Raw genomic sequence first — 12577 nt, 5'->3', positions numbered from 1 at the left:
TATAAAATTGTAAAAATGATTTTGCAGCCTGATAGCCCACATCAACATCGTCTACCTCTCTCCCCTTAGCGGTTTTGGCAAAACAGTCGCAAAAATCGTCGTAAGCGGCCGGGTCCGCAGATATTGAGTCTTTGAATAAAAATGGATTTAGGTCGCCTAGTAACGAGCCAACAGAATCAGAAGGATGGGCTGAATAATAAGCGTCGATCACATAGAACATGGATAAATAAGCTTTCTCAGATAATGTATGCATAATTTTTACCTCCTGGTTTTATTGGACTATTAAAGCCAGTATTGGGATCCCACGTTTTTGGAGGGTTATTGACTCCACCTTCTCGAATGATCCCCTTACGCGTTTCGACCCAAATTTGGCTTCCATCGCTTTGCAATCTAGAATACCATCTGTTTCCAAATTGATCGGTTCCCATATAATTGCCCTTATCGTTTGCAACACTTGAAAGCAATGCCCTGTTTGCCTCTGTATCCGGAATATGGCCCTTACCATTTCTAAAAATATGCTTGAGTTGTGAATCGTTTTTTGGAAGCGAATTTCTGCCGCTTGCCATACCGCCGCCCTTAATGGTGTAAAAGCTAAAATCTTTTGTATTGAAGTGATTGGTTTCCGCGTAATCAACTGCAAAGATGTTGCCTTGCATCTCTTCAAAAGGAGTGCCAAAACAAATAATGGCGCTTGGCTGTATTCGTTTCAACATCTCAGTATAACCCTGCAAAAACAATGTTTTTTCTTTTCGCATTCCTATGGTTGATACGGCCACGATGGAACCCTGTTCTAAACCGTCAAAGCAAAACCAGAATGTATTCGGTTCCCCCCATACAAGCGATGGAATAACTTTAAGCCCTTTTGATTGAAAATATGCTCCGCACCATCGGTTCCGAAAAGTGTTATATACCTTCAATGCGAGTGGCATTTCTGTATAAAGGCTAAATTGCGGAGACAATACTGCTTTGTACTTCCGAAGTCGTTCAATTCGAGGCTCGGGATCGTTCCACATCACCTCGAACTTATAGTCGTCCAGAAAAAAATGGACAATCCGATTGAAACTTTCCTCATTGAGTTTATCATATCCTATCAAAGCCAGATCATCAAGAGCAATGTCTGCCTTTTTTATGATAGGCATTTCAAAGACTCCGTCATGAGGAAACTGGTCACGCAGAAACAATGAATCGTTTCTGAATTCTTCTCTTGTCACATTTAATAATCTTCCTGTATAGTTTCCACGATAAGGTGAAACAATTATATCTTGTCAGATAAACTTACTTGATTTTGCAAAACATCAACGCGTAAAATATTGCACATTTTTTCAGGCTCTTCAAAGCAAGGGCTGTGTGCGGAATTTTCAAATGTGTAGAAACCTTTTATGGGAGCCTTTAGCGCCGTTGCAAAATCCTTTGCTACTACATAAGATGCTTGATAGTCGTGCCTGCCTTGGAAAATATATACGGGCACCTGCAAGCATGGTACCTGCTCTGTTAAATCCGTTTTAATCATACAATCACACAAATATTTTAGTGAAAAACTGCTACCTTTTGCGAATTTAATCTTTTCACTTAAAGTATACCCCTTATATCTAAGCACTATTGCAACAAAATCAAACATTGATGCCATGCTTCGCATAACACCGATACCAAGCTTATTCATACCTTCACTCCGCGCTCCGGCAAGATATTTTATACTGATGTCGCCACCAGCTTCAATTGGGAATTCTCTTAATCGTCGTATCATTTTTTTGTCGTTTGACTTCTCAAATTGCTCAAGCATATATGTATACGCAAACGTTCTGAACGATCTTGTTGTACTACTTGTCCAATGCCTATATAAGCATGAAAAAACTCAGGTTGTTGCTTAACTGTGATAGCACCCAGCAAAGAACCCCATGAATGTCCCATGATATATATTTTTTCTTTTCCAAAGCGATTGCGTAAATAATTCGTCACCTCAATCGTGTCCGAAACCATCTGTTCAAGTGTCATTTCTTTCGGAGTGATTTTACGGTTATATGATATTCCGCTACCTCTTTGTTCCCACCAGCAAACAGTAAATAGCTTTTCTAAGCCAGTCGGGTATTTTTCAGCAAATGCAATTTCGGGTGCGCCAGGTCCTCCATGTATATATAGCAACACAGGGTTTTCAGTATTTTCGCTCTGCAAAAACATGCATTGCTTTGACCCATTGATTTCTATGAAGAACTTTTCATTCATTTTATTACCTCGCAAATTATAAATTATCCGCAGTTCAAAACTACCCGATAAATTTTTGCTTATTTATGCAAGTACCAGCAAAATTATAGCAGACAAAGATGCAAAAGGAAATACACGCAAACAAAAACAGACTGACATATCATCAGCCTGCTTTTGTCGTTATGACCACTCGAGGGTCATTTGTAGTGGAAAAATGTTGCAAATAAAATTTTTACAGTTAGTATAATCTCCAATTAAGTTACATACTGAAAATTACAGTATTTTCTCCATGCAGACGGAATCTGGCATATCTTTGTATTGCCCGAAATTTTTAATTTTAAAATAACCAATGGCCCTGTATAATTTCATTGCGGCAATCAATGGCTCGCCGGACTCCAGTACAAATTTTTTATAGCCTTGTTTCTTTGCGCTTTGCTCCAACAATTCCATCAACTTTTTTGAAATATCTTTTCCGCGATATTCTTCCCTAATGAATACGCGTTTTACCTCTGCCGTTTCAACATCATAATGCTTAAAACTTGCACAACCTATAGGTTTATCCCCGTCGTAAACTATAACAACATCGTGAATATCATCTAATTGATTATATGGAATATATTGCAAACGGTTTTCTTCTCCGCCAACCAATTTATTCAAAAATTCATCCAGTTCATGGCACAATAAAATAAAGTCTGGTTCAGACCCATTTGTATATTTATATCTCATATAGAAATTTCTCCTCAAGTTTCTGTTTGTCTAATGAAATAATAAACTCTGAATCCATAATACCATGCTTTTCCACATAACAAAAGACATACCTCCCCCTTGGCGAAAGATATGTCTTTTGTTGGTGCAGCACCCGCACTCAAACTCGAACACTCTATATCGGAAAAATTAATGGTTTTGCTACCTTCCTTATAGTTGAACATCAACACTATCTTATCATCATACAGATAAATGGCATTCACAAAGCTGTCAACCAGCCTTTGTCTGTGGGCGGGATTGGTAACATCTAAAGCCCGGAAACGGTGTAACCAAAATAATAATTGTTCTTTCGTCAAAACTGGCTTTTGCATTTCCTCTTGGATAATGGAAACCTCTAAGCTGCTTCTTGTTTCTTCCAATTCGTCAAGTCGCTGCTTGGTGGATTGAGTAAAAATGCCTTGTTGAATGGCGTTGAGAATATTTTCAATACCTTTTTCCGTTTCAATTAGCCGCTTCTTCAACAACGGTAGCGTGGTGTTTTCCCTCTTTTGAAACTCAACTAATGTGTCGGTAAGGTCGTTCATCAGCGCATCATCAAACAACAGCTTTACAATATGCTCAATCACAAGGTTCTCTATCCAATTCTTTTTTACCGTCTTCTTAGGGCAGGCCTTTTTATATTTGGCGGTCACACATTTATAATATTGGTGAACGGTCGAATTGCTGCTTGTTCCGCTTTCGCCGCACATATAGGCACCGCAATATCCGCAAAAAAGCTTTGTTGTTAGTAAATACATTTCCTCTTTGGCCTTTGCCCTCGCAGGGGCTTTTTTATTTTTCGCCAGCCGTTCGCCCACCCGGTCAAATAAATCCTTTGGAACAATTGTGGGAACGCCGTCCGGTGTTATGGTATCACGATATTTATACTCACCAATATAACGGCGATTTTTTAACAGCCGCTTTACACAGTCAATCCGAAGCGGCTTGTTGCGGTAGGTCTGTATTCCCTTGATGTTGAGGAAGTCAACAAGCTGTTTGACCGTTGCGCCCTTGTCGTAGCGTTGAAAAGCTTCAAGCACAATGGGAGCGGTGATAGGGTCAATTTGAAAATTCTGTTCGTTGTCAATGGTGTAGCCAATCGGCAAGCCCCCGCCGTTGTATTTACATTTAAGGGCGTTTTCAGTCAATCCTCTGATTACCTTTTCTGACAACTCGGCAGAATAGAACTCCGCATACCCTTCAAGTAAACTTTCAAGCAAAATACCCGTGCTATCCTCGGATATGCTTTCGGTGGCAGAAACCACCTTTGCGCCATTTTTCCGCAAGACAGTTTTATAGTGTGCGCTGTCATAGCGGTTTCGTGAAAAGCGGTCTAGTTTCCACACAAGCACTATATCAAACAAACCCTTTGCGCTATCCTTTATCATGTGCTGAAACTCCGGGCGGTGGTCGGTCTTGGCCGATAAGGCTCGGTCTATGTAAGTGCTTAAAACGGTGATACCATTCTTTTCGGCGTATGCTTTACATTCCCGAAGTTGTCCCTCAATACTTTCTTCCCGCTGATTATCAGAGGAATAACGAGCATAAATAACAGCATTCATCCAGTTCACAACCTTTCGTAACTTTTGGGGCGGTAATCCATTATCCCGCCACATGGGGGCGTTCCCCTTAATTGCCGCAAATTCAAAAATCTCCTCCTGTCAAGGCCTGATTGTAAATCAGTTCATTTTAGCCTTGATTGGAGGAGATTTTTGAATACCCTCCGTAAGGGGAAACGCCCCGTCTCATTTTCTTTGTTCGTTTAACATCTGCGTTAGCATATCTCGCAATTTCTCGCTGACAGGGGACGAGGGGTCAAAGCACATATCCACAAATCGCCGTAATTCCTTGTTGTCCTGTGTAATGGCTTCAACGACTTTTGGCTTATGCTCGTATAGCTTGCCCTCTGGCTGCTCTGTCCGGGCGAAAATATAGTCCATAGAAACATCAAAAAAATCCGCATACCAAAATAAAATCTTGAGCGGTGGGGTGGTTTGTCCGTTTTCATAGCGGTTTACGCTAGCTTGTGTTGCTCCCATCAGTGCGGCTATTTTTGCTTGGGATAGGCTTACACTTTCCCGTAAGCTCTTTAACCGTTGCGCTACCTCTTGCATAGTCAACGCCCCTTTCTTATAATAAAACTATACAATATATGAGTTAAATAGTCAACACAAGTATAGCATATAAATTAAGACGGTCAAGCTGTTGCCTTAACCGTCTTGTTTTATATGCTCTGTTTATAATTCCGTCTATTAACATTCCAGTATGTTTATTGCGATTTAGAGATCATTGCAACCGTTACGGGAGTTTTGTAGCTATTCAGATAGAACCCGGTTCCCTGACCGGCTTTCCCGACGGCCTTGACCTGATAGAAATAGTTGTTTCCGGTATGCCCTTTGTAAGTCACGGTAAACACCTTCGAATTTCCGGATACGAAAGTAGGTTTGCTGTCGGCTGTCAGCTTGAACTGATAGGTCTTTCCGGCCTTCACGGTCAAAGTATTTCCAGTATCAATCTTAACGGCATTTGAGGCTGTCGAAGTTGCAGAGAATGAAATCTTCACCGGGGTGGTTTTATTCACAGTGTTACTCATAACGCCGTTGCCCAGCTGTCCTTTATCGTTTTCCCCATAGGCCAAAACGGAACCGTCCGTTTTAACAATGATGGTAAATCCGTTTGTATATCCGCTTGTATCTCCGACTACATATCCGTCTCCGCAGCTGACTGCCGCCACGCCGTCCATTAACTTCGTCGGCGCAGAATCCCCGGATGCACTAGTCCCCCACGTCCACAGGGAACCGTCGGTTTTGATGGCGGCGGTTTCGCCGTCGCAGCTGACGGAAACCACGTTATCCATTATCTTAAGGGGAACATCCTGTATATGAGAGGCAGAACCTTCCGAATCATCAGAATCTCCTGTACCTCCTCCTATAATAACTTCTTTATTGGCCGCCCCGCCATTTCCCATCTCTCCGTTGTTGTTTATTCCCCCACATCCACAGGGAACCGTCGGTCTTGATAGCGGCGGTAAAGCCGTCTCCGCAACTGACAGCAACTGCGTCACCCATCACTTTAACAGGCACTGAGGAATCCCCTGAGGAGCCGTTACCTAACTGCCCCAATGAATTATCGCCCCACATCCACAGAGAACCATCGGTCTTAATGGCGGCGGTGTTACCAGAACTGCAACTAACAGCAACTACATTGTCCATCACTTTAGCGGGGCCATCTTCGTGCTTGGAATAAAGCCCCCACACCCACAGGGAGCCGTCGGTCTTGATTGCGGCGGTGTTACCGGGACTGCAGCTGACAGAAACAACCTTGTCCATCACTTTGATTGGAACGGTTTGAGAATTGCCACTGACCAAATTACCTAACTGATAATACGAGTTATCTCCCCACATCCACAAGGAGCCGTTTTTGTCTATCCGCCCAGTGGACGCACCGCCCGCGCTGACAGTATTCGCTTGTCCTACCTTGCCCGTGCTATAGGCTGAAACCGGAATAGAAAGCCCCAGACACATTACCAAAGTCAGGACTAGGGAAAAAATACGTTTTTTCATTATAAATACCCCCGAATTTATATTTTGAATATCTGGTATATATTTCATTGTTCGTCGCTTTTATAGCAGAGAAAATGAATTGTAAATTCAAATAATCCATGATTTTATACACTTGAACTATCCTTTATACGTGTATGAGTTTCCAAATTGCCGCAGTATTTACATTTGTATGTATCCTGATATGTTTTTCGTTTTCCGGGAATATACTGCTCGTGAGTGCCGGTAACTTCCCGATTCAAGTCTCTGTGTTTCAACTCCACAAGAACAGAAATATCTTCTTGTTTCAGAATTTCTGTTTTCATCAGTTTTAATGCGCTCCATCGCTTACAGACAGGGCATTTTGCTTTCCACCGTTTCCACATCAGAATTGATATAATAATCAAAGCTATCCATCCTATGCACATCACTGGAACTAATATATTTTCAATGGCTGGCAGTGTATCGGAGCGTGTGGCTATATTGGCAGCCATACTTATTCCCGCTCCTATAACGGTAACAAGTACAAACCAAAGTACACCGACAATTGTTGTTCCCAAAATCCATAATAGTTTCTTCACGCTTTATCCCCCTTCCTTATTTTATGAGGAATATTCCTCATATTTATCCATCGTCATTATATGTGATAATGGATATAAAGTCAAGGGGGAGGTGCATTAATGGTATCTTTCGAGCCGCTTAGAAAGCTGATGGAGAACAGAAAAATCAGCACATATTTTCTAAGAAACAAATGCGGAGATTATAATTTGGATAGTAAAACTATCCAACGGTTGATGAATGATGAATCCGTATCCACGAATACGATTGACGCTCTCTGCCAGATTTTCAAGTGTCAAGTTTCCGATATTATAGAAATCCTACCAGACCCCGAAAAAGGAAACAACGCCTAAGATACTGATTAAAAGTATCGTGGGCGTTGTTTTTGTTTAAGACATTCGGTCAGTCAGGTTAATTACAAAGTAGAAACTGAACTGACATACAAATCTCCCCCCTCAACAAGTGAAGTTGAGGGGTTCACCTTTTCTGTCAACAAACTATTCATTATAAAATTAAGCTTGTCAAGTTGAGCCCGTCCAGCTGGATAAAAACCTCTTTTCGTCCGTGATTAGACAAAGAAATCCCCTAAACAGCCCGTCAAGTAAACCGTGGAATAAAAGCAAAGCAATTATGCCGCGAAAGTTACTTGATTGGATGTTTAGGGGTTTTTATAATTCACGGAAGGACGAAAGAAATATACTTTTGAAGTGTGCGATTGTTCGCCAGAACTATAGAACAAATAGAGTGTTGCCGTTATTAATTTCACCATATATAGAATTGATTTTCTGCTTGTAATCATCAACTGTCTTTTTGAAATCCACAATATATTGGGCATCCTCTGTACCTGTCAATGCAAAAACATCTGTTTTAGGGTACAAATTTTCTGCCAAATAGCTCTGGTAGCTGGCAAGAGCATCAGAAAATTTTTTTACTTTTTGATAAGCTACTTCTTTTTGGTACTCAATCAACCCAATAATTATACTTTGTTTTATAGCACTTAAAAAACCTATCACATATTCTACCAATCTTTTGGGAAGAGCCTCTGCCGGATCGCTGTATATGTAGTCAATGATGTGGAATTTCTTAACAGCGTCATTAAAAATGCTGAAGATTTGCTTGGATGTGCTATCAGTATGCATAACGTGGGTATTTGCTGCTGCGGGAATTTTGGGATGCTCACTTTGTGATTCGGGTGCGCTTACCAAACGAATCTTATTTTTTTTTGCATAGAGACTGCCAATATATGAATCGTCTATCAACTCAATACACCCTTCACCACTTCGGTTCTTAACACAAGTAGTAGCATAGAGAAACGCCGCTGCTAAAAATTCATGTAACACAAACTCGCTCCGCTGGAGCAGGGCATCTTTTGTTGCGCCAAAATATTTTTTGAAGCTTTCTTTTTTGATGCTATCCAGTTCTTTATCCTTCTTGATAGCATCGAGCAGCGCAAGAATAGCAATTGCTTTTTTGTCTTCATCAAGCAAAGGAACAATGGCATCATGAAATTTGGGGTAAATATCTGCTGGGGTTGCCGCCTGGGCGTTCTCAATTATTTGTGAATCCATATTAATCGCGCACTTTAATAAACGCGATACTTGTGTATCGCTACATTCATATGAAGGGATAAACATTTTTGTTAACTCATTAACCAGTTTTTTATTTGTGACGTTTAGTGAGCAACAACAAATCAGTATCTTGACAAACACTCCGAAACACAACTTCATCTCGCTCTCTTGCATCATGTTCTCCTCCTCTGAAAATGACAAGTTGGCGCGTAAGCAAAAAGCAAGCCTTTGCAACAACAAAGCAAGCCCACGGAATGCCTCCGGCTATAGCGGCGCAAGTAGTGTACCTGCTACAATTTTAACAGGTCGCAAGTAGTTTAACAAGACCAAATTGAAGTGCACTTTTCAAAACATGAAAGAGAGGGTGAAGCAATGGAGCTTCCCACCAAAACAAGCCGAGCCGCGGGATTTTTAGAGTTGGCCTATCAAGTGCTGAATAACCGCTATTTTGAAGGTCGGTTGAATGAACCCATCATCACCATCCAAAAAACAAAATGCGCATACGGCCATGTGACCGTTGGCAAAGTGTGGCGTAGTGGCGCGGAGCATAGGCATGAGTTGAATATTGGAGCCGGTACACTGGACAGGCCGATAGCAAATGTCATTGCCACGCTTTTGCATGAGATGGTGCACCTGTGGAACATTCAAGAGGGCATACAGGACTGTTCACGCAGCGGCTATTACCATAACAAGCGATTCCGCGATGCTGCCAATTGCCGGGATTTGGAGATAGGATTCTCCAAAAATATCGGATGGAGCATTACGCAACCAGCCCCGGCTTTGTGTGCTTTTATCGAAGAACAGGGCTGGCGCGAAATAGATATGAATCGAGATGAAGTGGGCGCGAGGGAAAAGGGCGGCGCAGATGCGGCCAATGTGCCTAACGGCATGGCGCACCGGCCCAGCAGCACCCGCAAATATGTTTGCCCCGCTTGCCACACTAGCGTGCGGGCCACCCATGAGGTGCGCGTGCGCTGCGAGGACTGTAATGAGATGATGGTGCTGGCCAAATGAGGAAGGGACAAAGAGAATTTTGAGAATACACTTTCAACGCAGAGTGACGGGGCACTTCGGCCCAGGTAATGCGGCAAGCCGGTCACAAGCCCGGTCAAAGAACACCAGCCGCCTACATAGGAAAGGGGGGATAACAAATGGAAATGCTTCTCGGTGCACGCCCTTACGACTTCGAGAACGACAAGAAGGAGCGCATCACCGGCATATCCGTCTTTATCGGGGATAATGATGCCGATGGTGCTGTCGGGTATATTGCCGATAAGGTGAGTATGACAAACGAGGACTTCAAAACCGTTTTTGGGAGCCTTGCCGAATTTGGCAAAATTGTTACGAAGCCCGTTGTCATCAGCTACAACAAACGAGGTAAGCCCATTGCCTATGAACTTGTCGCCCAGAAGTAAGCTTTAAAAGGTATTCGCCGGGGGAGTACAATCCCCCGGCGCCACTTTATGGAGGGAAAAGTATGAATTCAATTAGTATTGTTCAGAGAGAGAAAGCGTTGGTGCAAAGACGAAGGAATCGTGCTATCCTGCGCTTGCGCCTGTGGTCTGGGATAAAAGGAGCCATATCAATACCATGGAAAGGAATTTTGGTTTTGCTGCTGTGTGTTGTGTTTATCTTTCTTTGGAATATTCGCGATAAATTAGTGCCCTTTCACAGCGATATACCGCTGCTGTCCACTCTCTGGGGCTATATTATCGCCGTTTTCATCCCGCTATTTTTCATGTTGCTTTTGGTGGGCTTATTATTTTTGTTGGGGACACCGTCAAAAGCAAAGGAGTTTGAAGGCAAATTATTGGAAATAGGTCTTTACAGTCGTTACGGCCATGCCCCGGCACTAATTTCATGCAAGCGCATTAAGGGAACGGATGTGAGTACTTTCACTTTTTTCTCCCTTGGCGTTGGCAGGGAACGTTGGCAAAAGGAAAGCGAGGCGGTAAAAGACGTTCTCGACATTCATTATACCGAACCTATCAAGTATGGCGGCAAAAACGGTCGTAAACGAGACATCATTGTTATTACTGCCGCGCCCGGAGCCGAAACGCACAGAGAGGATGTGCTGTATGATGATGAAATCTGATGCGCCGAAGCTGCTGACACTGGGTTTTGATTTGGATACATGGGACGGTTATGGAGCTAGAGTTCCCATAACCACCGATATTTCACTGACTACAAACAGTCATATTCTCGTCTGCGGTATGTCCGGGTCGGGCAAATCCTACTATGAAAACGCCTTATTCTCTAAGCTGGTACTTGCAGACCCGCATGGTGAATTCTATTTTGCGGACTACAAGAGCGAAGATAGTTTTGCATATCTGCGTAGCTGCCCACATTATTATGCCTACAAAAACACGCTGCAAGCGTTAGATGCCGTGTATGCCCGTCTGAATGCCCGCCAGTCGGGGGAGGACGAAAGCAGCAATCCCATCACGCTGATTTGGGATGAATACATGGCGAATGTCCTGTCCCTCGTAAATGAGGATAAAAAAGCCGCTGCCGTGGTCATGAATAAAGTAAGCGAAATTTTACTGCTTGGACGCTCCCTGTCTGTGCGCTTAATTACTACCATGCAGCGCCCGGATGCGATTGCTTTTCCCGCTGGTTCACGCCTTAACTATGGCATTGTAGTAGCCCTTGGAGCGGCAATCAAGAGCATTTATGAAATGCTGCTGCCTGATTTCATGGAGCAAGTGAAAGGCCGTGTATTCGGGCAAGGTGAGGGCGTTGCGCTGCTGCAAGGCTCGCAGTTGCATTTTATCAAGGTGGGAACAGTGCAGGATTTCGAACGAATGCGGCAGATATGCGTAAAAGCGTTGTCATAGAACCACACGCGCCGCCCGCCGCGCGAAGCGTAAGGCGGGCGAGCGCGGTTGTCTGGCTAGTATTACCCAGACAACCTCTGTACCAATCAAACACCTACCATCACAGCGAAAATCATCACGCAAAGGAAGCGAGGACCTTTGAAAAAAGATACACGACACAGAAAATACTTACTTACAATCAATAATCCCGGTGAGGATTGGTCGCATGAAAAAATCTGTGGGACGCTCGATAAAATGCAGCTAAAATACTGGTGCATGGCTGACGAACATGGCTTAAAGGAGCAGACCCCGCATACTCATGTGTTTTTTGTTGCTAACAGTCCAATTCGCTTTTCCACCGTCAAGGGCTGTTTCCCAACCGCCCATCTTGACGCGGCTTGCGGCACTTCCGAAGAAAACCGGGCGTATGTTCAAAAAACAGGTAAATGGAAAGAGGATGAAAAAGCCGATACCAGTATCCCCGGCACATTTGAGGAATGGGGAGTGTTGCCGATAGAAAACCCAGGTCAGCGCACCGATTGGGATATAGCGTTAGCCATGCTTGAGGACGGTCACAGCGCAATGGATGTTATTCGAGTGCAGACCCATTTAATGCGTTACCGCACCACTTTAGAGCAAGTCCGGCAGGAACTGATTGCGGAGCAATTTCGCGATACCTTTCGCATACTGGAAACAACCTACATATACGGGGCGACAGGGCTTGGCAAGACACGCTTTGTCATGGAGCGATACGGCTATGAAAACGTGTGTCAGATAACCGGTTATCAGCATGGATGCTTTGATAAATACCAAAGTGAGGATGTGATTGTTTTTGATGAATTCTCATCCAGTCTGAAAATTCAGGATATGAACAATCTTTTGGATGGCTACCCGCTTATGCTGCCCTGCCGGTATGCAAACCGTGTGGCGTGTTATACAAAGGCGTACATCATCAGCAACATTCCGTTGGAATACCAATATGCAAATGTACGTGTGGAAACTCCTACAATCTGGAATGCCTTTATATGTTATCGCCGGAGTATAATTGACCGAGATCGCCGGCGGAATTGACCCACTCAAGAATAACGGCTACCATGGCATAAAGAAACGCCATGGAGGTAGGCCGGATGTTAAGGAGTGGAATGATACACAT

The 12577-nt window shown here is 43.3% G+C and carries 17 protein-coding genes; 6 read left to right on the top strand and 11 right to left on the bottom strand.

Translation table 11 applies throughout. The features are described from left to right. From CAFE_RS13720 to CAFE_RS13680, 10 genes are all read right to left on the bottom strand, one after another. Window positions 1-253, bottom strand: a 253-nt coding sequence (locus CAFE_RS13720; protein ID WP_156990957.1) for a hypothetical protein, incomplete at its 3' end; no start/stop codon positions are given. Further along, window positions 237-1211: a DUF4417 domain-containing protein gene (locus CAFE_RS13715; RefSeq protein ID WP_156990956.1), complete on the bottom strand. Its 975-nt coding sequence runs from the start codon at window positions 1209-1211 to the stop codon at window positions 237-239. The genes CAFE_RS13715 and CAFE_RS13720, both read right to left, overlap by 17 nt. A 44-nt stretch (window positions 1212-1255) precedes the next feature. Then, window positions 1256-1780, bottom strand: a complete 525-nt coding sequence (locus CAFE_RS20135) for an alpha/beta fold hydrolase (protein WP_233452819.1) — start codon at window positions 1778-1780, stop codon at window positions 1256-1258. Then, window positions 1741-2220 (bottom strand): alpha/beta fold hydrolase, encoded by a 480-nt coding sequence (locus CAFE_RS20130; RefSeq protein WP_233452818.1) that lies wholly within the window; start codon window positions 2218-2220, stop codon window positions 1741-1743. The genes CAFE_RS20135 and CAFE_RS20130 overlap by 40 nt, the downstream gene beginning before the upstream one ends. Before the next feature lie 252 nt (window positions 2221-2472). Continuing rightward, entirely contained in the window at window positions 2473-2925 is a 453-nt protein-coding gene (locus CAFE_RS13705; RefSeq protein ID WP_066648536.1) for a GNAT family N-acetyltransferase, read from the bottom strand. Between the two features lie 14 nt (window positions 2926-2939). Further along, complete coding sequence (locus CAFE_RS13700; RefSeq protein ID WP_156990959.1) at window positions 2940-4505, bottom strand: recombinase family protein; 1566 nt, start codon at window positions 4503-4505, stop codon at window positions 2940-2942. 183 nt (window positions 4506-4688) lie between these two features. After that, window positions 4689-5057, bottom strand: a complete 369-nt coding sequence (locus tag CAFE_RS13695; RefSeq protein WP_156990955.1) for a helix-turn-helix domain-containing protein — start codon at window positions 5055-5057, stop codon at window positions 4689-4691. 155 nt (window positions 5058-5212) lie between these two features. Further along, a complete protein-coding gene (locus CAFE_RS13690; protein ID WP_166525144.1) occupies window positions 5213-5800 on the bottom strand; it encodes an RCC1 domain-containing protein in 588 nt (195 codons plus the stop codon). Window positions 5801-5885: 85 nt separating this feature from the next. After that, on the bottom strand, window positions 5886-6506 hold the full coding sequence (locus CAFE_RS13685) for an RCC1 domain-containing protein (RefSeq protein ID WP_166525143.1): 621 nt from the start codon (window positions 6504-6506) through the stop codon (window positions 5886-5888). A 104-nt stretch (window positions 6507-6610) separates the two neighbouring features. Further along, window positions 6611-7063, bottom strand: a complete 453-nt coding sequence (locus CAFE_RS13680) for a hypothetical protein (RefSeq protein WP_156990952.1) — start codon at window positions 7061-7063, stop codon at window positions 6611-6613. A gap of 99 nt (window positions 7064-7162) precedes the next feature. Between CAFE_RS13680 and CAFE_RS13675 the strand changes: the two genes are divergently transcribed. Beyond that, entirely contained in the window at window positions 7163-7393 is a 231-nt protein-coding gene (locus CAFE_RS13675; protein ID WP_156990951.1) for a helix-turn-helix domain-containing protein, read from the top strand. Window positions 7394-7768: 375 nt separating this feature from the next. Here CAFE_RS13675 and CAFE_RS13670 read toward each other — a convergent pair whose 3' ends face one another. Continuing rightward, a complete protein-coding gene (locus CAFE_RS13670; protein ID WP_156990950.1) occupies window positions 7769-8785 on the bottom strand; it encodes a hypothetical protein in 1017 nt (338 codons plus the stop codon). 195 nt (window positions 8786-8980) lie between these two features. Between CAFE_RS13670 and CAFE_RS13665 the strand changes: the two genes are divergently transcribed. The 5 genes from CAFE_RS13665 to CAFE_RS13645 all read left to right on the top strand — a co-directional run bounded on the left by CAFE_RS13665 (window position 8981) and on the right by CAFE_RS13645 (window position 12495). After that, a complete protein-coding gene (locus CAFE_RS13665) occupies window positions 8981-9622 on the top strand; it encodes a SprT-like domain-containing protein (RefSeq protein ID WP_156990949.1) in 642 nt (213 codons plus the stop codon). A 137-nt stretch (window positions 9623-9759) separates the two neighbouring features. Then, a complete protein-coding gene (locus CAFE_RS13660; RefSeq protein ID WP_156990948.1) occupies window positions 9760-10023 on the top strand; it encodes a hypothetical protein in 264 nt (87 codons plus the stop codon). A 62-nt stretch (window positions 10024-10085) separates the two neighbouring features. Further along, window positions 10086-10703 (top strand): hypothetical protein, encoded by a 618-nt coding sequence (locus CAFE_RS13655; protein WP_156990947.1) that lies wholly within the window; start codon window positions 10086-10088, stop codon window positions 10701-10703. Next, complete coding sequence (locus CAFE_RS13650; protein WP_233452817.1) at window positions 10687-11445, top strand: FtsK/SpoIIIE domain-containing protein; 759 nt, start codon at window positions 10687-10689, stop codon at window positions 11443-11445. The genes CAFE_RS13655 and CAFE_RS13650 overlap by 17 nt, the downstream gene beginning before the upstream one ends. Before the next feature lie 138 nt (window positions 11446-11583). Continuing rightward, window positions 11584-12495 (top strand): hypothetical protein, encoded by a 912-nt coding sequence (locus tag CAFE_RS13645; RefSeq protein WP_233452816.1) that lies wholly within the window; start codon window positions 11584-11586, stop codon window positions 12493-12495. The last annotated feature ends 82 nt before the right edge of the window (window positions 12496-12577 follow it).

The organism is Caproicibacter fermentans (assembly GCF_009746625.1).
In the GTDB taxonomy this organism is placed as follows: domain Bacteria; phylum Bacillota; class Clostridia; order Oscillospirales; family Acutalibacteraceae; genus Caproicibacter; species Caproicibacter fermentans.
The sequence above is the reverse complement of the archived record's forward strand: the minus strand, read 5'-3'. Positions and strand labels throughout refer to the sequence as shown.